The sequence below is a fragment of the Micromonospora sp. NPDC048830 genome, from assembly GCF_043198215.1.
GTDB lineage: Bacteria > Actinomycetota > Actinomycetes > Mycobacteriales > Micromonosporaceae > Micromonospora.
On record NZ_JBICUP010000057.1, the window covers coordinates 14,926 to 37,976 of the forward strand.

A 23,051-nucleotide genomic window follows, 5' to 3' on the forward strand; every position below is an offset into this window, starting at 1 on the left:
CTCGGAGCTTATCTATGAGCGCCTCGAACTGACCGACCGTCGTTTTCGTTTTGATGATCTTGTAGGCGTGCCCGGTTCCGTCGACCAACGGCGCCCTGACCACGGCGAAAACGCCGGTAACGGATTCCGATCCGACCTGCCGCGACCACTTCCCCACCCGGAAGGTGACCAGCGTCCCAGCGGTGATATCCACCTCCGCCCCACCGAGCGCGCCTTCCGTACCAAGATGAATATGCAGGGGAGGGGGCAAATAGTTGCCCTTGCCCTTCGTCATTACTACGTCCTCGAACTCTACGTCCTCGAGCTCCACCGCCTCGGAAAGATCCCACTGATCCTGCGGCACCCACAGCGCCCTTCTGCGCAGCGACTCGATGTCGTCTGCGGTGGGGGCGGGCTCCAGCTCCAGGTACAGGGTCTCCCCGGCAGGACTATCTTCGGCCGGTAGTTCCACGAACGCGGCGGATCGACCAGTGCTGTCATACCCGAGTTCGAGACGAACCTCTTCGACGTCCGCAGGAAAGTCGAACGAACCTCCGTCGACCACCACGGTCTGTGAAATATAGACCGGACGGCCGGCGAATTTTACGTCCAACTTCCTAGAATTCGATTTGGCGTCCAGCGACGCCGTGATGTGGTAGGACCCGACGAACGATGGGGGGTCGAGTCTCCACGCCTGGCCGGGCACCTCCGGCAAGTCCGGCGCGACACCGCCGGACTCACCGGCCCTGATGGTGTCGCTCGACCTCGCGCCCGCCCCGCGCGCAACCCCTGCAGGCAACGACGACCCATCCCCTGCGCCCGGGCCCTGCCCGGTCGGCTCAGGTGCCCCCTCGGCTTGCGGGGCAAGCATGGTGAGGTTCCGCTGCCGGCGGAGCTTTCCAATGAGCTCACCGAACCCATCGATCTTTATGCCCGTGTCGATGAGCCGGTAGGCGTGTCGGTTTTCGTCGCGGACCAACGGCGCCCTGACCACGACGAAAACGCCGCGTTCCGATCCGGCCAGGCGCGGCCACTTCCCTACCCGGAAGGTGATCTCCGTCGCCTGGGCAACCTGCACCTCCCCCCCATCAGGGGTCAAGTGCCCCTTCTTGCCAATGCCAGTATGCAGGGGGGCGGGCAGTTTGCTTCCCGCCAAAATTCGACCTTTGTAAGTCACTGCGCCGGAAAGATCCCACAGATCCTCCAGCTCCCACAACACATTTTCGGACCTTAACATGCCGCTGATGCTGTCCACGGTGAGGTCGGGGTTGACCACTTGCGCGTACAGTTCCTGTCCTTCGGCCGTCAGTTTTGCGACCATCAGGGGTCGACCAATGACGTCAAACCCGGCGCTGTAAAAAATCCGGCGAATCGCGGGGAAGTCGAACCTACCTCCGCCGGCCACGACGTTTCCCGGGAGATAGACCCTGGTCCTGACGCCCCCGCCGAGCTTTGAGCCCAATTGCCTTCTGGCCCCGGTCATCGGCGTCGTGCTGCGGTAGGACTCGACGAACAATGGGCGATCGGGTTTCCATGCCCGGCCGGGTGCCATTGTCTTCAGAGCTTTCAATTCGTCGGGAGTGAACTCGCGGCGGATCCTTTGGAAGATGGCGCTTTCGGTGCCGTCGGGCCGGGTGTACCGGATTTCGACGAAACCGGCACCATGCCCTCTCCCAGTCTTCCCGATAGTGACATCGACCTCATCACCCGGGCGCACAAGCCCATCGATCCCATCGATACCATCGAGACGCATCTCCTGGCCGGCCAGCCCGATGCTCAACCCTGGCACCGGACGAGTGAACCCCGATATCTCCGGGTCATGCCGCACCGGGGTGGCCGGGACGCGAATGGTGAATTCGCCGAAGAGGTCACTTGGGCGCTGGTCTTCCCAGCCGCCCCGGTCCTTGAGATTGCGCAAGTATCGGAGGTGCGCGGCGAGTTCCTGGACCTGACTGTACGGGAAGGAGCCTTGACGGATGACCGCGAGGTCACGCCGGAAGGTGTTTTCCAGGATACGCGAGTAGGCGCTGTCGCGATTCTTCTCCGCCTTGGCGATCGCCGCTTGCAGCAGACCACGCGTCGACTCGAACACCCCATCCAGTTCCCGCCGATTGCTGGGGTTTATCTTCGCCTGGGGGAAGCCCGCAGCGATCTGGTCGGCGATGCCGGAACCGTCTTCGGCACGAGGTTTGACGAGGAAGTAAGCGCCCTTCCACCACAGGACCTGTTCTGGGACGACACCGTCACCCGGCTGCGGGCCGATGCGGTACGGGGCACCGAACGGATGATGGACCTCCATCGGCCGGGACAACTCCTCGGCCACCACATGGAAAGACACAAGCGTGAGTTCGTGAACCCCACCACCTACGACCTTGGGGAACCAGATCCGGTGCAGCGCCTCCCGCTCCTTCTTCTCCGACACGCCCTGCGGATACGGAAGAATCTTCCTAAATTTCGACCCTTCGTCCCGGGCGAGGTCGTCGGCCAACTCACGAATCACCCACGCACGCAGTCCATCCAGGCTGCGGACCTTCAACTCCGCCAACTGTTCCCCAAAGGCGTCCAACACCGGCTGAAAGACCCCAGCCACCCCCATGTCAAACCGCCGAGGATCGAAGTCGAACACCTTGAGCGCCCACTCCTCGAAGAGTGTCGCCTGGTCACCGGACACCACGGCCGACAACGTGGTGATCGCCTCAGCCACCTCCTGCTCCAAGCCCGACGCGACATCGACCTCCGCCGGCGCCACCGCCGAGCCACGCGCCGGTGGCGTCCCTGGCTCATCGGGCAAAGATTCAGGCACCGGTGCCAGCGCTGCCGGCGAGCCCGAGGACCCGACCGCTCCGCCGGTCTCCGTCCCCAGCAAATCCCATGCTCCCGGCCCATCGAACAATGGCGGGTCATCGTCGGTAAAAACCAGGTCACGGTCACGCTGCCCTGCCGGCCTATCACCGATGCGCCGACGCTTCGAGGCCTGCTCGGCTCCCGACTCCGACCGCGGCGACTCCGAGCCAGGCGCCGGTGGCGCCCCTGACCCCTCCGCTGAAGATTCAGGCGCTGGCGGCGAACCCGGGAACCCGCCCGCTCCGTCGGTCTCCGTCCGCAGGAAATCCGGGAGATCCCATTCCGGTGGTGTCGCGAAATCGCCCTCTGCCAGCTGGTCTGCGGGGGACGGGGCAGTAAGCGTCGGGCCAACACCAGACGGGTCACCTTCCGCACCGGACGGCCGATCGCCGTGCGGAGCATCGGAGCCGGCCCACCGGTGCTGGCCGCCGGCGTCGTCGAAGGCCTGCTGGTCCGGCCAGCTCACCTCGGGTGCCTGACCGTTCTCGACGATGTCCGCGGTCCGTACCGCCTCCACCAGATCCGGTCCGAACAACTCCACCGAAGCGTCCGAGAACAACACGGACCGCACCGGCTCGTCCGCGTGTGGCCGCAGCTCGCTGGGTGTCTGGTCTACCTCGTGCGTGGACGACATCAGCCGCCGGGCGCGCAGCTGGGTGCGCAGCCATTCACCGAAGGAGGTGGCCTGTCCCGGTCCCTGCCATGCCGCGTCGCACCAGACCAGCATGATGTCGGGTGTGCCGCCGCCCCGCTGTTGCGCCTGCGCAACAGCGTGTTGCCAGGCGGGCGAGGCGGTGAGCATCCGCAGGAACAGGGCCTGGCGCACCGGATCGTCGGCCAGCCGCTCGGCCAGGTTCCGGTGCCCGGCGATGGTGAACCATCCGTCCACCCGCGGCAGCGCCTCTGCCGCCGTCCGATCCGCCGCCGCGCCCGGATCCGCCACCGCCGGGTCGGCGAAGTACACGCCGCTGAACGTGTCCGCCATGGCGATATCCCTGGCTGCCTCGAACAGCTGGGACAGGACCTCGTCCGGCGACGGCGCCTGGATACCGAGGTCCTCGGCGAGCTGGCGCAGCTGGTCGTCGGTGGCAGGGCCGTGGCCGCCGCTGGCGAGATTGTCGATGCGTTCCGCGGCCGGCCCGTGGGTAGCGGCGAGCCCGAGATCGGCGGTCAGGGTACCGGGCAGGGCCTCGGTAACCGGAGCCTCGGTAACCGGAGCCTCGGTAACGGGCAACCCCGCCGGCACGGCAGCGCCCCCGGACCAGGACCACAACCGCACCATCCCGTCCGTGTCGCCGCCGGCGATCACCCACCGGCCCGGCCCCTCCTGCAACGACGTCAACGCAAACACAAACACGTCGTCGGTGCCCTCCAACGTCTGGAGCAACGCACCGTTGTCCGCGTTCCAGATCCGCACCGCCCCGTCCGCGCTGGCGGTGGCCACCAGCCGGCCCGACTCGCCCGGCCACGACGTCACCGCCACCACCGCCCCGCCGTCGGCGCCGTCCAACGTCTGGAGCACCACACCGTCGTCCGCGTTCCGGATCCGCACCACCCCGTCCGCGCTGGCGGAGGCCCACCGCCCGCCCGACTCGCCCTGCCACGACGTCAACGCCACCACCGGCACGCCGTCGGCGCCCTCCAACGTCTGGAGCAACGCACCGTCGTCCGCGTTCCAGATCCGCACCGCCCCGTCCGCGCCGACGCCGGCCACCAACCGGCCCGACTCGCCCGGCCACGACGTCAACGCCGACACCATCCCACCGTCGGGGCCGGTGCCCTCCAACGTCTGAAGCACCACACCGCTACCCGCGTCCCAGATCCGCACCGTCCCGTCCACGCTGGCGGAGACCACCCGCCCGGCCGGCCCCTCCGGCCACGACGTCAACGCAAACACCGCGCCGTGGCCGCCGTCCAACGTCAGGAGCCGCGCACCGCTACCCGCGTCCCAGATCTGCACCGTCCCGTCGTCACCGCCGGAGGCCACCCGCCCGCCCGGCCCCGCCGGCCACGACGTCACCGCCGACACCCCGCCGTCATGGCCATCCAACGTCAGCAGCCGCGCACCGCTATCCGCGTCCCAGATCTGCACCGTCCCGTCCACGCTGGCAGAGGCCCACCGCCCGCCCGACTCGCCCCGCCACGACGTCACCGAAAGCACCTCGCCGGTGTGACCGGCCAACGGACCCCGCCCATCCGGCACGGCGGACAACCCATCCGGCACGGCGGGCAACCCATCCGGCACGGCAGCGCCCCCGGACCAGGACCACAACCGCACCATCCCGTCCGTGTCGCCGCCGGCGATCACCCACCGGCCCGGCCCCGCCGGCCACGACGTCACCGCCATCATTTTGCGGGTGTGGCCGGTCAACGTCCGGAGCAACGCACCGTTGTCCGCGTTCCAGATCCGCACCGCCCCGTCCGCGCTGGCGGTGGCCACCAGCCGGCCCGACTCGCCCGGCCACGACGTCACCGCCGTCACCGCCACGCCGTCGGTGCCCTCCAACGTCTGGAGCACCACACCGTCGTCCGCGTTCCAGATCCGCACCGCCCCGTCCGCGCTGGCGGTGGCCACCAGCCGGCCCGACTCGCCCGGCCACGACGTCACCGCCGTCACCTCGCCGTCGTGGCCGTCCAACGTCAGGATCATCCTGCCGTCGGCCGCGTCCCAGATCCGCACCGTCCGGTCCCAGCCGGCGGAGACCAACAGCCGCTGGCCCGACTCCTGCTGCCACGACGTCAACGCCTGCACCGGGCCGGTGTGGCCGGTCAACGTCAGGAGCAACGCACCGTCGCTTGCGTCCCAGATCCGCACCGTCCCGTCGTCGTCGGCGGTGGCCAACAGCCGCTGGCCCGACTCCTGCTGCCACGACGCCACCGCCGTCACCCCGCCGGTGTGGCCGTCCAACGTCAGGATCGTCCTGCCGTCGGCCGCGTCCCAGATCCGCACCGTCCCGTCCCAGCTGGCGGTGGCCAACAGCCGCTGGCCCGACTCCTGCTGCCACGACGCCACCGCCACCACCTCGTCGGTGTGGCCGCGCAACGTCCGGATCCACCTACCGCTGTCCGCGTCCCATATCTGCACCGTCTCGTCGTAGCTGGCGGTGGCCAACAGCCGCTGGCCCGACGCCTCCTGCCACGACGCCACCGCCGCCACCGCGTCGGTGTGGCCGTCCAACGTCCGGAGCTCCACACCGTCGGCCACGTCCGCCGGTGGTGTGGCGGCACCGGTTGGGTCCTCTCCGAGGTGCTGGCCCAGCGCCCTGGCCGCTGTCTCAAGCCGGTCAAGCTGGCCCCTCAGCTCCCCGACGTTGTCCGCGGGCACCGATCGGACGTAGTCGCTCTCGCTGCGCAGTCCCCGCGCGAGGCTGAGAATCCGCAGCTCGTTGCGATACCGCTCGGACAGCCGATCCAAGGTGTCCCGCGCCTGGTTGTTGTCCTGGCCACGGTCGGTCGGAGGCGGCAACGCTCGCTCAGCGGCTGCCAGCCTGTCCATACGCGGCAGGTGGTCATGGACGACGGTCTCCCACCGCCGGATCAGATCCTCGCGTTCAGCGGCCTCGGCGTCGGAATCCCGCACCGTCTGCTCACCCTCGTACGCCACCTGGCCATCCCCGGCCTGCCCCGGCAACACCGCCGCCCGAACCGGCAACGACCCGATCTGTTCCTCCAACCACTGCCGCGCCAGCCCGAACGCGCTCACCGCGGAGAACAACTCCGCCCGCCACTGCTCGGACACCTCCGGCACCCGCCCCACCACGTCCAAGCGCCGCGGCGGCGGCAGCGGCAGCCCTCCAAGGGCAGCCCGCAGCCCGGAGACCGGGTCTCCTGAGTCTCCTGGAACGTCTGCCGACCACAACAACGCCACGTCCCGGCCATGCTCAGCCAGGAACTGGGCAAACTCCTCCCTGCCCCGATCCCGCACGGCGGACAGGTCAACAATCTGCACACGGTGAGTCTCCCCATCGTGCAACCGGAATTGCTCGACCATGACCGGCTGGTCCGGTGCCGTATAGAAGACCCAGGCACCGAGATACACCGCCCGCAACACGTCCCGGACGGCGTCCGGCACCGTCCCGTCCCCCCGGGCCGACACCGATGCCACCACCTCAGCCCATGCCCGCCCAATCTCCTCCGCGACCAGGACCTCCACCTCATCGGCCAACCCGTCAACCGCCGCCAACGCCGTCACCAGCCGCCGGTTGTGATCGTGGCCGGCCCACCGCTCCAGCCGCAGATCGAGCCGATCCGTTTCAGCGGGCTCACCCATCCACCCGCGCGTATGCCCGACCAACCGCTCACCCAACGCCACCAACTGCACCACCCGCTCACCCGTCCAGCGATGCTCCTCCACCCCTGCCACTGGATGCACGGTCACATCGGGAAGCGCCGCCGTCAGCTCCCCGACCCGGCCCACCCAATCCCGAGCCGCCCCGCCCGGCGCCACCGCCGCCGCAATCCCCTCCAACTCGGCCAACACACGGGTCCAACCCTCCGCCTCGACCAGATCCCGCGCCTGCCGAGTGCCCCCACCCACCACCGGATCGCCGGTGACCATCTCACCCATCCGCACCGGCCACAGGTCATCCTCCGCCACATGCACCAACACCACCGTCGACACCCACCCACCGAACCCATGCACCACCACATACACCGGCTCCCGCAACCCCGACTCCACCGACGGCAACGCACCGTTCAGGAAAGGTTCGAGCAAAGTCTGCGTCGACACGACCGTCCCGGGATGCACCGGATGCGGCCGCGGCACACCCACCACGAACACCCGCGCACCATCCGGCACCCACCCCACCGGCCCCACATCCGGCACCACCGCCGCCGCACTCTCCCCGGCAAGCAACTCCGCCTGCCGCAACTGCATCACCCGCCAACCACCAAGCCCCGACGGCACATTCTGAAGGAACACCCAATTTCGCAAATACGAGAACGCCCGCTCCCCCAACAGCCGCCAATCCAAATTCACGGACAGGAGGTACGGCCCATGCTCCCCGGGCAATCCATCCAGCACCCGACGTGCCAGAGCGAGATAGTCCTCCCTCGGACGGACCGGACGCGTCTGGAACTCCCACACCAACGCCTCGAACGTCTCCCGACCCGAGAAATCGACAGCAACCAGACCCGATGAAAAAGCCCCCGCCCCCAGGCCCGGGTCCGCCCCCGAGACCGCCGCCTCCATGAATCTCTGGAGAGCCTCGTCTCTCCGGAGAGTCTCGTCGGCGTGATCCGCCCCCGGGTCCGCCACATACCGCCAACGGATCGCTACCGCGCCCGACTGGCCACGCGCCGCCCGCAACGCCGCGACCTCGACCAACGTCCGTGACTCCACCTGAGGAACAACAGACGGGTCAGCACCGTACGGCGACAACTCGATCACCGCCGCCGCAGGCACCTCCACCTCCACCCCCAACCCACCGTTAAGCAACCGCCGCACCAGCCCCAGCACGTGCTCATGCCCGCGGTCCTCGAACACCAGCATCACCCGCCACACCCCACCATCCGCGGGCCGATCCACCCCCCTCCTCGCCGCCCACGCCTCAGCATCCGTCGCCGCCTGCTCCTGCGCCACATCAGCAAGACGCTCCAGATCAACCCCAGCGCCCACACCCTCCGGATACACCACCACCGACCTACTACGCGGAACCGTCCCGAACTGCTCCTCCGACACCGCCCCGGCCACCCCGGCCAGGTCCTCATCTTCGGGGATGGTCGTGGTCGTGTGCTGGTCGACCGGAGCATCGGAGCCGGCCCACCGGTGCTGGCCACCGGCGTCGTCGAAGGCCTGCTGGTCCGGCCAGCTCACCTCGGGTGCCTGACCGTTCTCGACGATGTCCGCGGTCCGTACCGCCTCCACCAGATCCGGTCCGAACAACTCCACCGAACCGTCCGAGAACAACACGGACCGCACCGGCTCGTCCGCGTGTGACCGCAGCTCGCTGGGTATCTGGTCTACCTCGTGCGTGGACGACATCAGCCGCCGGGCGCGCAGCTGGGTGCGCAGCCATTCACCGAAGGAGGTGGCCTGTCCCGGTCCCTGCCATGCCGCGTCGCACCAGACCAGCATGATGTCGGGTGTGCCGCCGCCCCGCTGTTGCGCCTGCGCAACAGCGTGTTGCCAGGCGGGCGAGGCGGTGAGCATCCGCAGGAACAGGGCCTGGCGCACCGGATCGTCGGCCAGCCGCTCGGCCAGGTTCCGGTGCCCGGCGATGGTGAACCATCCGTCCACCCGCGGCAGCGCCTCTGCCGCCGTCCGATCCGCCGCCGCGCCCGGATCCGCCACCGCCGGGTCGGCGAAGTACACGCCGCTGAACGTGTCCGCCATGGCGATATCCCTGGCTGCCTCGAACAGTTGGGGCAGGACCCCGTCCGGCGACGGCGCCTGGATACCGAGGTCCGCGGCGAGCCGGCGCAGCTGGTCGTCGGTGACAGGGCCGTGGCCGCCGCTGGCGAGATTGTCGATGCGTTCCGCGGCCGGCCCGTGGGTAGCGGCGAGCCCGAGATCGGCGGTCAGGGTGGCGGTCGGGGCCACGGCCGGGGCGACGGCCGGGGTGGGCGTCAGCACGCTGTACCAGATGTCGTCGGGTCCCGCGTTCTCGCCGGCCCGGTCCTTGGCCCAGTTACCGAGCATCTGCGTGCTGCCGGTGTGGATCTGGTTGCGGGCGGGTTCGTACCAGCGCAGTTGCGTGGTGGGCAGGACCACGCCGGCGGCGACCGTGGCCCCGGCCACGGCCAGCACCCGGGTGCCCGCTGGCGGATCGGCCGGCAGGTCGCGGGTCGGCCTGCCCACGGTGAACCCGAGCCCGGGGGCCTCGGGCAGCAGGTCGGCCATCATCTCGGCACGCCGCTGCGGGGTGTACGTCAACCAGGCGGTGGCCATGTCGTCGGGGCGGCCGGTCTCCACCGACCCGGCCGGCGGGGTGCCGGCGGGGGCCGGCCAGGCCGTGGTGTCCAGGCCGTTGGCCAATGCTCGTAGGCCGGCGGCGTCGACCGGCGGAACGTCCTGGGCGAACCACCGGTGGGCCAGGTACCCCTGGTATCGGTTCAGGTTCTCCACCAGGGCGGCCACGGCCGTGGCGAAGTCGTGCCGCGACTCGATCTCCGCCTCGTGCAGGATCTCCAGCCGGGCGTTCACGTCGGGCCGGTCCCGGTGCGGGGCCAGGTCGTCCTGGAGGCGCTGCGGCAGCCGCCGCACGGCGTCGTCGAGGGTCTCCGGGCGGCCGGTGGCGTCCAGCCGCACCATCTCCCCGCCCGGGTAGGCAAGGTACGACGGCTCGGCGGTGCTACCACCGTGGACCCGCAGTTCGACCGGGGTGTCCAGGCTCACGGCGAGGTCCCGCGCGAGTTGTACCCGGTCCAGTTCGTGTACGGCGGTCTCGTCCGCCGGGGCGGCCGCGGCGTTGTCGGCCTGCCGGGTCGGGTCGGTGCGCAGCACCACCCGCGCCGGGGGCGTGCCGCCGTGCTGCGCGCGTACCGAGCGGTCCAGCTCCTGGACGACGGACCGGCCGTGGCCGGAGCCGGCGATCTCGGCCAGCGCCGCGTCCACGTCCACGACTGGGGTGCCGCGCGGGACCGGCGGGACCGGCAACGCCATCCGGTCCACCTGCTGTTGCGCCGCGTCCCGGGCCGCCTCACTGGCCGTCCTGGCCTCGTCGAGCACCCGGACCGTGTTCGTGTGCGCCTGCGCGGAGATGTCGCGGGCTCGGAACTCCTCGCTCGCGGTCTCGAACTGCCGGCGCAGGTCAGGCAGCTCCGAGCGGACCCGGTCGAGGTTCTGTTCGGCGTCCTGGAGGTCGCTGGTGGCTTTCTCCAGCGCCGTCCGGGCCGTGTCCAGTTCCCGCTGCGCCTGGAGAAGTTCTGCCTGGGCGGCGGCCAGCCGTGGCTCGTCCTGGCTGGTGGCGAGGTCGTTGACCGTCTGCCGGGCCGCTGACTCCAACCCCTCTCGTCGCGTCACCTCCGCTTCTAGTCCCGGCATCGCACGGTTGAGGTCGTCGATGTTCTCCTCGAGCCGGGCGCGTTCGCCTTCGGCGGCGGTGACGGCGTTCCTGGCGGCGTCGAGCGACGCCGCCGCGGCGTCCCGGGCGTCCTGCGCGTCGCGTTCGTTCCGGCGGGCCTGGCCGAGGTCGTCGATGGTGCGCTGGAGTTCCTGGGTGGCCTCCTGGAGGCGCTGCCGCGTGGCCTGCCGCGTCGTAGCGTCCGAGGCGTCCGAGGCCGGACCGGGATCCGGTGCCGTGGTGAACAGCCGGTCGGCGAGGTGCCGCAGTGCCGCCCCGCGGGCGCCGGTGGCGTTGGCACCGAGGTTGCGGATCGTCTCGGCCCACTGATGCCGCTGCGGTGCCGAGAGGGTCTGACGGGCGTCCTGCACCAGCGTGGTGACGGCGGCATCGGAGACGTTCAGGCCGGCGAGCGTGTCGGCGGTCAGGTGCAGGATCGCCGCGTCCACAGCGTCGACCGGGCCGGGCAGGGTGGCGGCCAGGTCACCGAGGGCCGACACGGCGGCCGGGTCGGCCAGGTCCGGCCGGGCCAGCAGGCTCGTCAGCATCTCCTGCCGCCCGGTCGGCGCCCCCGGTGTCGGAGCCGGCACCGGGGGCGTTGCCGGTGCCGGGGTCCCGGCCGCTGCCGGCGCCGGTGGGGTGGGGCCGAGCAGGTACCGGTATCCGTCCTCGACGTGGCCGTAGCGGGCCAGGGTGAGCAGCGCGACATGGGCGGCGAGCTCGTCGTCGTGGGGCAGCTTCGCCTGCCGGGTCTGAAGCTCGCTGTGCGCCCGGTCGGAGAGCAGGTCCGCCCGGTGATCGTCGAGGAAGGCGCGGGAGTCGTGCCAGTTGCCGATGGCGAGCCACCGCTCGACGGAGGCGGATGCCGCGGGCATTGGATGATGCACGACGTGGGCCGGCGGCAGTGAGGTGTCTGCCGACAGCCGGGTGTCCGGCGTCCCGGCCCAGGCGCCGGCCGGTGGGGGCAGCGCCGGGATCAGGTCGGCGGCGGTGGAGACGTCCCGCCACGCGCGGGCCAGGCCGGTCGCGGTCGTCCCGGACGCGGTCACCGCGGCGGCCACCGGGCCGACGTCCGAGCTACCGAGCAGCTTGGCGACTTCTTTGTACTGCATCCGCTCGATGACGTCGAGCGCGTCGCGTAGCGTCGCCACGTCGCGGTCGAGTGGCTCGGGCAGCCGGTCGACCAGGTCTTGCAGGGGTTCCGGCCAGTTCTGTTGGGGGTTGATGGTCCCCGCGGCGGAGGCGATGGACCGGAAGGTGGCCAGTGGTCCGACGGCCGGGTCGAGGATGTCGGCCACGGCCCGCAGGATGCCCGCGTCGGAGACGGCCTCCCGCTCCGGCCCGGGCTGGGTCACCCGCGGATCGGCGTCGACGAGATCCGCCAGCGCCCGCAGCCCGGCCGGCGCGGCCGGGTCGATCGGGCCGGTCGAGCCGTTCGGGTCGGTCGGTGCCACCGCGGCCACCGCGCCGGCGAGCACGCGGTGCCGGGCCGCCGCGTCGGCCGCGTCGAGGTAGTCGAAGGCGGCCGTCAGTTGTCCGGCACGGATCGCCTCCAGCAGGGCACGGTGCCGGTCGAGGACCGGATCGCCGGGCGGCGCCGGGGCCGCCTCGGGCTGCTGGTCCTGCGCCAGCCGCGCCGCGGTCGGGTCGGCGCGCAGCGCCTCGAGGTTGGCTTCCGCGAACTGCCGGGACGCCGCCCAGTCGCCGTCCTGGAGCAGCCAGCTCGTCAGCACGTCGGGCTCCACGAGGGTGACGGGCTTCGGCGTGGCGAGTTCGCTGACCACCGGGAATGCGGCGAGGGTCACCGCCTCCTGGAACTGCTCGGCGGTGAGGGTCCGCTCGGCCGTCCCGAGGGCGAGCGGGTCGAAGAGGCGGTAGGTGCCGTCGGCGTCGACACGCGCCGCGAAGGCACCCTGGGGGCGGGTGATCCACAGTCGGGTGCCGGGGCGCAGCGTTGCGGGCACCTCGGGTAGTGGCCCGGTGGTGGTCCATCCCGGCGGCAGGACGGGAGCCAGCAGCCGCCGCGCCTGCCCGGCCCGCGTATGCGGGGTGTCGGTGTCGTGCCGGGCGGCGTGGGCCGCGATGGGGTTCGCCGATCGGGCGGGCAGGCCCTCGGTGATCCACTCGCGGGCGCGGTCGTCGGCGTCGGCGCGTGCCTGCCGGATGTGCGTCTCCAGCTCCGGACCCAGCTCCGCGGCCGCGTCCATCTGCACCGGGGTACGTTCCAGCAGCCCGCGGTAGATCTCGCGTTGCTGCGACCCGCCAATCGCGGCACTGAAGGCCCGCAACTTCAGATCCCGGTCGAGCCCGTCAACCACCTCAGGGGCCGTGATCGGGGCGAACGTGCCGTCCGGGCGCTCCCGCAGTTCGACGATCCAGCCCTGCGGGTCGATCCGGTACCGGCTGACCGCGCCCTGGTCGTCGGTGACGGTCAGGTCGAGGTGGGTCTTCAGCTCGGACGCCACCACCCGGGCCACGGTGCGCGGGTCCTGGGCGAGCAGCTCCACCTCCTCCGGTGGCGTGACCGGGGCGGAGTCGGGCGGCTGCACCGCCTGTACCCGGTCGACGATCTCAGGGATCCGCTCGTTGAACAGCCGCACGTCGGTGGCGGACAGCGCGGCACCGACCGCGAGTTTGCCGACCTGGTTCTTCCAGGCGGTCAGCTCGGCGAGGTTGGCGGCGGCGGCCTGCTGCGCGGGGCTGAGCCCCTGGAGGTGGCCCACCGCCCAGTCCAGCACCACCTCGTACCGGCGGCGGGCCTGCTCGGCGGCGCTGGCGGTGAGCCGCAGCGGACTGACCGGGTCGTAGTGGTTGCCGAGCTGGTCGCGGATCAGCAGGGCGGCGTGCTGGGGCGCCTGGTCGGGGTCGAAATCGCCGGCCTCGATGACACGGCCGGCCACCGGGGCGGCGGCCATGCCCGCCGGGGTGGCCCGTTGCAGCAGGCCCTCCAGGCCGATCGTGGGCGCGTCGGCCGCCGGCGCGGGCCAGCCGGCCGGATTGTTCGCCTTCCAGTCGTGCGGTTCGGAGAGCGCGCGCAGGAGGTCGTGTACCTCGCCGGCGTGCATCTCGTGGAAACTCGTGCCGCTTATCCAACCGGTGCTGCGGGCGTCGTCGGCCGCGAACCGCTCCGGCCCGATCGGCGCCAGGCCGGCGTCGCGGTGGAACGCACTGTGCCGATGCGGGACCGCGACGAGACGGGATGAGGTGCGAATCTCGACCAGGTACGTATCGCCCTCCACCGTCTTGAGGTGGTCCTCGGTACGCAAGTTGTTGTCGAAGGTGGCGGTGTGGCTGGCCGGCGCGGTCCGGTTCGCGCCGGTGGTGATTTTGCCGGTGACGGTCGTGTCCTCCTGCGCACCGATGTTCGTCGCGCCGAGCGGCCTGGCGTGCGATATCTCCCCGTCGAAGTTGGGCCGCCACAGGTTACGCGACTGGCTGGCCGACGTGATGTCCAGGGACTTGTCGTATCGGCCGGTACCGGTGGTCTTGCCGAGCCTGCCGACGATCCTCACACCACCCAGTTTGACGAACAGCCGCAGGTCCGCCCGGTTGTTGGACTCGCCCCCGACGAACAGGTGCGAGCCGAGCAGGAATCCGGAGGGGCGCAGCGCGTCGGACAGGAGGTTGTCGACGCTGAGCCGGGACAGCACGCCGTCCAGCGCCATGATGCCCCGGTAGTCCGGGCGGTTGGCGTGCGGGCCGAGCACCTCGCCCATGAGCTTCCGGGCGGCCGGGTAGAGGTCGTCGGCCAGGGCGAGAACGTAGGCGTCACCGGCCAGCTTCGGCAGCGCGCGCAGGTCCAGCCGCGGCGACCGGGGCATCGGCGTGGCCTCGGCCTGCCCCCGGGGGATCATGAAGTCGATCCGCGCCTCGTACTGATGGGTCTGCACCGGCTCCACCGGCGCGAGGGAGATCCAGTCGGCGAAACCGGCGGGCGCGTGGTGCAACGCCGAGTCCGTCGCGCTGCTCAGGGCCGTGATCATGTGGTTCAGCAGGTAGCTCGGCTGCCAGCCGTGCATGTGCAACCGGCTGAGCTCCAGGGAGATCTTGACCTTGCCCCTGGTTCGTAAGTGCCCCGACCAGTCGTAGGCGGTCCGTTCCCGGATGGTCTTCCTGCCGGCCTTGACGCCGCGTGCCCCCTCCGGCACGAACGACAGCAACGCGGCGCCGGCCATCGGTTTGCCGTCGGCTGAGAAGCCGATTTTGCCCGGCATGAGGTTCCAGCCCAGCGCTTCCCGAAGGATGCGAGTGGCTTCGTCGTTGAAGTGCGCATAGTTCTCGAGGCCGTAGGCGTCTTCCCAGCCGATGTACTGCGGCCGGCCGTCCAGGATGGCCGAGAGTTTCAACTTGAACACCTGGGCCGCCATCTTGCCCAGCTGGTGGACGAAGTAGAACGTCACGCCGTTGTACCGGTTCAGCATGTCGGCGAACACGATGTTGGCGCGCTGCCCGGCCAGCGTGGACTGCAGCGACTCGAGGCTGCCGGGCAGCGCGCCGACCACCGACTCGTCGGGGGAGAACATCAGCACGCCCCAGCTGGTCCCCGCCTCCGGCCAGTTGGCGTGGCTGGCCCCGAGCAGCCCGGGCCTGACGGTGTCCATCAGCGTCCGGACCGCGTCCAGCAGGGTCGTGGTGGGGCGCGGCCCGCCGTCGGCCGGAGCCGGCCCGGTGAACAGCGCCACCTCGTCGACGCCCGCGTGGCCCAGCATCCGGTCACCGGTACGGGTCAGGTAGGGCGGCATGGTCAGCGCGCTGAACGGGTTGACGTTCGGGTCCAGGACGATCCCGAAGTCGGCGGCGAACTGCGCGCGGCGGCTCGGGTCGAGCACCGCGCCGCGCTGGGCCAGGTCCACATGCCGGTCGGCGAGCGTCAGCGCCCACGTCTGGACCCGGTGCTGGACCAGGTACGCGCCGAGGTCGGGCACCCCGGCGACCGTGCGGCCGTCCAGCTCGCCGCGCCACCGGCTGAGCAGCCCGGCCACGGTGTTGCCGCTGAGCACCAGTTCACCGCGGGACCACCGGCCCATCGCGTCGAGCAACTGCGCATCACTGATCGGCAGCTTCCCGGCCGCGTACTGCGCCAGGGCCTCCGCCTCCGGCAGGATGAACAGCATCGTGCGGCCCTGCAGGTCGGCTCCGCGCGGCACGCTGACCCGGCTGACGACGAACCCGACCTGCTTGTGGAGGCCGGCGCGGACATTGATGTCGTAGGGCGCGAGGAAGGCGTACCCCCGACCGAAGGCCAGCTTGAGCATCTCCAGGCCGCCGATGCGCTTGAGCTCGGCCATCTCGGTCTTGCTCACCTTCCCGCCCGCCGACGCGCCGAAGCTGACTTTCAGCGGACCGAACTTGCCTTCGAGGCCGAAGTTGGGCAGGGTGAACCCCCAGCCGAACGAGTCGATGGCGGCGTTGCCGACCTCGACCAGGTTCAGCTCGATCTGGCCGGTGACGTACTGGTCCGGGGTGGCGCCGACGAACTGCGCCCCCTCGATGTGGGACACGCCGATCGACATTCCGGCCTCGGTGTTCGCCACGAGACCGGGCTCGACCAGGGTGGTGATGGCGTAATTGCCGTGCAGGATCTCCTTGAAGTTCGCCTCGGCGGCGATCGGGTTGGCAAAGGCGTCCACCGGCCCGGCCATCGGTCGGCCGGCCCGGGTCAGGTCCGGCGGCAACTGGTTCCGCACCGCGGCGCGCAGCCCGTGCGTGTCGAGGAAGTACACGTCGCCCCGGTTGAGCACCGACGGTTCGGTGTCGACGGGGGCCACCTCGCTGAAGGTGGCCGGATCGGAGTTGAGGGGCAGCAGCGCGGCGCGCACGTTGGCGCGGACCGGCTCGGGCGAGGTGATCGGGGCGTCCCGGTCGCTGATCTCGACCGTCCAGAAGAAGTCGTACGGGAAGTTGAACAGCATCACCCGGCCGGCGTACTCCGTCAGCTTCGGGCGGTTGACGATGCGGGTCAACCGCTCGGCGGCGCCGACGTTGCGGCTCACCGACCCGCCGATGAGTCCGACGGAACGAAGCCACTCGACGCCCGGCGGCATCGCGAGCCCCAGCCCGACCTCCCCCGACCAGCCCTGGTTGCCGCTCGCGCCCTGGCCGGCGATGCCGAGCGACATGGCGAGGGTGACCACGCTCAACTCGTCGGTGAGCCGGTCGAAGTGCACCGAGTTGCCGTCCGCGTCGACGTCCGCGGTGATCCGGGGGACGGCGTGGATGGTCACCACGGCGGTACGCCTCACCGCGTTGCGCCAACTGTTCAGGGTGAAGGTCATCCCCGCTGGCCGCTCCGGGGCCGGCCCACCCTCCGGGGCGGCCGCCGGGGCCGACCCGCCCTCCGGGGCCTCGGGGGCGGCAGAGCCGCCCTGGGTGATCGAGGGGAAGTGCGATTCCAGACCGTCGCCGCTCACCATCTTGTTGAACAGGTCCCGGTTGCCGATCCTGGCGTCGGTATCGGGGCGGGCGACCTCGTCGTAGGCGTTACGCGCCCCCTCGATCGCCCTGCCCAGCAGCGGCTGCTCCTCGGTGGGCGTACCCGGTTCCGGGGTCGCCGGCCGGCTCTGCGCCGCATGCGCCCACGGCCGGTCCCCGTCCACGGGAAGGAACCCCTCGTCGGCCAGCGCCTGCATGAGACCGGCCCGGACCTGCCGTACCGCCCGCTTGTCGACCTGCGGCAGGGACTGGCCCAGGCTGCCACTGCCCTCCAGAACGTGCCGTGGCACCAGGTTGCCGCCGGTGTCCTCCGGATGCGGGCCGACGTTGCGCAGCCGCTGCCGCCACTGGTCGTGCGGCACCCGCTGCGGCCGCCCGCCCGTGGCGGGGACCGGGGTCGGGACACCATCCGCCAGCCCGGGGATGGGATCGGGGCGGAAGACGGCCGCGTCGACGCTGAACCCGTGGTCGTAGGCGTCCAGCGCGGACATCCGGATCACCGCCGACCCGTCCACCTCGGGCGTCCGCCGGTGCCCCTTCCGCGGCCGGCGCGAGGTGGCCACCCCGGCGCTCAACTTGAGCTGAGTCTCCCGACTGACCGTGTAATCGGTGTCCCGCTCGACCACCACGTTCAGCGACGCCTTGGTGACGCCGCCACTGTCGTTGCTGGTCCAGCTCATCCCGGCGCGAGCGGAGACACCGAGCTTGGCCTTCTCCTTGTACACCTGCGGATCGTTCCAGCGCGTGGCCAACGGCAGGTCGGCCGCGCCACCCACCGACAGCCCACTGGACTGCTGGACGGTGACTTCGCCGCCCTGCCCCACGATTCCGGTACGTACCTTCTCGATGTGGGCCTTGTCGCTGGCCTCGCCCAGCGGCACGCCCGCATCGCCCACCGGCGTGGAGTCACCGTCGCCCACCTGCAGGGAGTCGCCGACGCGGCGGGCGTACACCCGGATGCTGGCGGCCGCGAACCCGCGGTCGTGCACGGTGAACTGGAAGCCCTGGGTCGACGCGCCGGCATCATCTCGGTCGTTCACCGCCACGTCGAGGTGGACTTCCAGGTTCCACAGCTTGCGCTGCAGATCCTTACGCATCGGACTGTCGATGGACATGTCGAAGCCGTCTGCGCGCAGCTCGGCGATGATGTGGTCGTACAGCTCGTTCAGGCCGGTGATGTTGCTGGCGGAGAAGAGTTCCGGCAACCGGGTCAGGTTGTCCCGCATGTCGTCTGGCAGGTCGGCGACCACCTGCTCGCCAGCGGTCTTCAGCAGATGGTTGGGGATCGCCACCAGCAGCGGGGCGGGCTTCTGACCGTCCGGCGGCTCCGGCAGGTCCAGCGCCTGCCACGGCTGCCCGTCGCCGCGCGTCTCGATCAACCACCCCGGCTCGTCGTACAAGTAGAACGTCGAATCCGCGCGGGTGTCCAGCACCCGGCCCTTCTCGGCGTCGACCAGGTGGGAGGTGTTCCGGAGGACATTGTTGAGCTTGGCGTTGAAGCCGGCCCCCCAGTGGGTCGTCGGGCCGAGCGGCACGTCGACGTTGTAGCCGCCGCGCAGCCGCACCGCTCGGGTATTGACGCCGTCCGCCTGGCTGTGCGCACCGGTCTGGAAAACACCCTGGGTGAACTGGTTGGCGTGGAAGTCGCCGCTGGCGCTCGTCCCACCCCCGGTGCCATCCGGCGACAACCCGGGCGTCTCGGAGTCGAACGAGCCGGCCGGGTTCGGGACGAGCCGCGGGCCGCCCGGTCGCAGGCGGGCGCGCACCTCCATGCCACCCAACGTCAACAGGTACCCGTCCTCGGAGACCACCTTCCGGTAGTTGTTGAGCAGCAGCTCGTGCAGCATTTCCCATTCGTTGGCCGGCACCGTGATGCCCCGCCGGGCCGCGTCGGCGCGCAGCGCCTGCTCGATGCGGTCGAGGTCCGGCAATTCCGCCTTGGGATCGCCGAGCGCGAGCGCCCGCCGGTCCGGGTTGGCCGGCGGCGTCCACTTCTGCCCACCCGACCCGTCGGCGTCGGGTGCGGGCGGGCCGGCGCTGGCGTCGTTGCCGAAGACCCGGACGTGCCGGTCGGCCTCGGGAACACCGGACAGCAGCCGGGTGGCCGCACCGGCCACCTCGCGCGGGATGGGACCGCCCCGGGACTGGATCACCACCGCCACCCCGGTCGCGGGGGCCGCCAGGGCATCGGGCGACAGCGTGTCCGGGCTGGTGCCGTTCTGAGCGAACAGGACGACCCCCCGGTGCTCCCGGACCGTCCAACCCCGGTACACCTGGAACCCGCCCGCGGTAGACGGGCTCAAGCCCAGCGGCCCAGGCTGCCGGGGTGACACCGAACGCAGCGGCACCCGCCAGGCGTGCGCGGCGGCCGGGAAGGTCTCCTGGCCCCGGGCGTCGATCGGGGTCAGCTCGTCGACACCGGCCGGCTGCCGGCCCACTACGGAGACCGGCAGCACCAACTCCAGCAGCCCACCGAACCGCTCCCGCAACCGGTCCGCCACCTGCGCAGCGGCGGCATCGGGCGGCGTGCCCGGGGCGCCGGCGGCCGGGGGCGCCACGAACACCTGGAGCGAACCGGCCCCCGGGGGAAGTGCCTGGCGCACGGCCTCCACGACGGCGACCGGGTCGCTGACCGACTCGTCCAACACCAGCCGGGGCCGGTCCGGGGTGGCCAAATCGGACCAGTGCAGTGTCGTAACACCGGCCGGCGGCCGAGGACCGGTGTGGGCAATCACCCCACCCGGGACGTGGCTCAACTGGACCCCGGCGGGCAGGCCCGGCACCTCCGACGGGACGAGAGTACGCCGGTCCAGCCCCATCCCGGAGGTGATGAGGTGCGCCGGTGGCGCGGCCGGCATACCCGCGAAGATCCGACCCACCCGGTGGCGCACCCCGGCAGGCAGCGGAGTCCCGCCCCAGCCCAGGAACACCGCCGGCTCGGCCAGCCAGCCACCGGTGTCCGGCAGCAACCGCCGTACCCGGTCAAGTTCGGTCGCCGGCCCGATCCACAGGTGGCTACCGCCGTCCCAGGCCACCCAACCGTCACCGAGCCCGTACACGCCGGGCGACTGCTCGGTCAGCCCGTACGGGGCGGGCCGGGGCGGCGCGCCCGCGACCTCGGGCAGGAACAGGTACCGCTCGGGCCGCCCGCTGAAGAAGGTCACCTCACCGTTGGCGTCGAGCGGGACGATCTGCGAGCTGGGCGTCGGCCGGTCCCGCAGCGCCGACCGCGGCACCGACAACATGGCCTGCGGCCCCAGCCCCTGCGCGGTGACCTCCAGCGCCCGGGCCACGCTGACCGGCTGGTCCTGCGGCCAGTGCAGGACAGCCATGGTCGCGTCCTGCGCCCGCAGCCCGGCCAGCGCGGCACCGAGGCTGTCCGGGTCGAGCACCGAGGAGTGCAGCAGGATGGCCGGGCCGGGGCCGGTCGGGGCCAACACCCGCGAGCTGATCGGGCCGGGCGCGATGCCCCCGTCGTGCAGCAGGACGCCGCCCACCGCACGCTGGAGCCGCAGGTTCTCCGGCAACCCCTTGGCCATCACGACCAGCGGCGCGTCCGCGGACGGAGCCGCCGGCCGGACAACCTGCTGCTGACTGCCGTCGGCGGGCGGCGTCGGCGGTTGCGGGGTCGGGGCGACCTGCTGCGGGAGTACGGCCGACTGCTCAACCGCCGCAGGGGTTTCCGGTACGAGCGCGTCGAAGTGGTTGTCGACGCCCGGCCGCTCCGGGTCGGCCGTCACGCGGGCCAGACCGACCGGGGCGCCCCCGGCCGGGCCGTACCCGCCCGCCGACCGCGCCCCGTCCGGGGCGACCTGGGAAATCTGCATCCCGGCACCGGTCGCGTGCGCCAGCAGCGGTGCCAGGAACTGGCCGGCCGGGGTGGCCGACAGGTTCGCCCAGTCGTTCACGGCAGCCTTCACCGCCGCCAGTTCCCCGGAGTCGAGCTGGCGATCGGGGTCGATCAACACCTCGAACAGGTGACGGCCGGCGTCCGCCGGATTCGCCTGTATCTCGTCGAGACGTGCCCGGAGAGCCGCCGGGTCCAGGAGACCGGCGTCCATCAGCTCGCCGAGACGCCGCAGCACCTGATCGGGGCTCAGCGCCGCCACATCCCGCTCGTGTTGCGGCCGGAAGGCGAGCCGCTGCGCGGTCACGTCCGCCGGCAACCGACCCGCGTTCTCCTCCAGATAGCCCGACACGTGGCCCTGCAACAACTCGGTGACCCGACCAAGCTCGGACCCCTGCGGCACCCCGGTACGAACCGACTCGGCAACAGCGGCCCGCACCCTAACCGGATCGGACAGGAACGCCTGCAGATCGGCGGGCAGCCGCGCGCCCAGCGCGGTGCGGACCAGAGCCGGTTCAGAGGCGATGAACGCGTACAGCAGGTCGAGACCGTCGCGGGGCACGCCGAACCGGACCAGGGGAAGCTCGGGGAAAATGCGCTCCGCCTGCATGGCGTGGGACGGGCCGCGGGGTGGGGTGGTGGAGGCGAGCAGGATGGCGCTGGGGTCGGTGCCGGTCGTGGTGATCGGCTGCGGGTGTGCGGTGGTGTGGTCGGCCAGGAGGTTGGTGATGGTGGTGGGTCGTCCGGTGCTGTCGAACGCGGCGAGTCGGGTGCTCGATGCGAACAGGTGTCGCAGCCACGGGTCGGTGGTCGGGTCGGGTGGTTCGGGTCGGTCCTCGGCGCCGGGGACCAGGCCGTCGCGCACCCTGATGGTCGGTGGTCCGGATGGTTGTGGGTCGCTGTGGAGGGCGAACACGTGTTGTGGCCCGTTCGGCGGCGAGATCCTGACCACGACCATCGATCCCGGTGCGGCTTTGAGCGCGGCGAGTACGTCTTCCGGTTTGACTCCGTCGGGCCGGCCGACGGGGTGGGCGACGCGTTCGGGTGTCGCGTCGAGGATGTCCAGGAGTTGTTCCCAGCTGGTGGTGGGTGCGAGTCGGCCGTCGGGTCCGAGGATCCGGTCGTCGGATACTGCCCGGTTGCCGAGCCGTTTGTATTGGGCTCTGAAGGCGTCGAGGGTGGCCTGCACGCACCACCACCACGGGTCGCGGCTGTTGCCAAAACCCACCTGTGTCTGATCGATCCAGTCGGCGACCCGCTGCGCGGACTCGGCCGCCGTGACGGCCGGCCCGGTCGCCGGGACCGCCGCCTCCGGTGCCGTGCTGGCCGGCTCGCCGCGCCCGACCGGGTCGGCCGACGAGGACACGTCACTGAACGGATCCCTGTCCCTGATGTCGCGCTTGGCCGGGTCGCGACTGATCGGTTCGTCCAGTGCGGAGATCTCACTGGACGTGACGGTGTTGGTGGAGCTGCTGTCGCGGCTGAAGATGTCGTCGCCGGAGACGGAGATCTCACTGGACGTGACGGTGTTGGTGGAGCTGCTGTCGCGGCTGAAGATGTCGTCGCCGGAGACGGACATCTCACTGACCGTGAAGGTGTCGTCGCCGGAGACGGACACCTCACTGACCGTGAAGGTATCGTCGGGCCTGTCATCGCGGCTGAAGATGCTGTCGTCGCCGGAGACGGACGTGTCATTGACCGACGTCCTGTCGCTGGTGTGGTCCTGGTGCGGCGTGCCGTCGGTGCGGGGGGCAGCGCCACCCGGCACCGTACTGCGGGCGCCGGCCGCATCCGGCGTGCCGGACGTACCCGAAGTGCCCGGCATGCTGGGCGTGCTGGGCGTGCTGGGCGTGCTGGGCGTGCTGGGCACAGCCGGCGTGCTGGGGGTCGCGGGCGTGGCGCTGCCGGCGGCCTGGGCGAGGACCTGGTGGTATCCGTTGACCCAG

Annotated in this window: 5 protein-coding genes (1 of these 5 running past the window's edge); 4 read left to right on the forward strand and 1 reads right to left on the reverse strand. The window is 71.1% G+C overall.

Annotated elements, in window-relative coordinates:
• Window positions 1–16,456, reverse strand: part of the annotated coding region (locus ACGFIZ_RS30390) for a LuxR C-terminal-related transcriptional regulator (RefSeq protein ID WP_393425498.1) (this coding region is incomplete at its 3' end). The annotated region extends 14,925 nt beyond the left edge of the window; 16,456 of its 31,381 annotated nt are in view.
• On the opposite strand from ACGFIZ_RS30390, the gene ACGFIZ_RS30395 reads away from it, so the two are divergent.
• The 4 genes from ACGFIZ_RS30395 to ACGFIZ_RS30410 all read left to right on the forward strand — a co-directional run.
• Window positions 16,413–17,303, forward strand: coding sequence for a hypothetical protein (locus ACGFIZ_RS30395; protein ID WP_393425501.1), 891 nt, complete (start codon window positions 16,413–16,415; stop codon window positions 17,301–17,303). The genes ACGFIZ_RS30390 and ACGFIZ_RS30395 overlap by 44 nt on opposite strands.
• 803 nt (window positions 17,304–18,106) lie before the next feature.
• Window positions 18,107–19,588 carry a hypothetical protein gene (locus tag ACGFIZ_RS30400; protein WP_393425504.1) on the forward strand — a complete coding sequence of 494 codons (1,482 nt, stop codon included), beginning with the start codon at window positions 18,107–18,109 and terminating at the stop codon, window positions 19,586–19,588.
• Window positions 19,589–20,213: 625 nt separating this feature from the next.
• Complete coding sequence (locus ACGFIZ_RS30405) at window positions 20,214–20,852, forward strand: hypothetical protein (protein ID WP_393425507.1); 639 nt, start codon at window positions 20,214–20,216, stop codon at window positions 20,850–20,852.
• Window positions 20,853–22,382: 1,530 nt separating this feature from the next.
• The coding region (locus ACGFIZ_RS30410; RefSeq protein WP_393425510.1) for a hypothetical protein at window positions 22,383–23,051 on the forward strand (669 nt) is incomplete at its 3' end.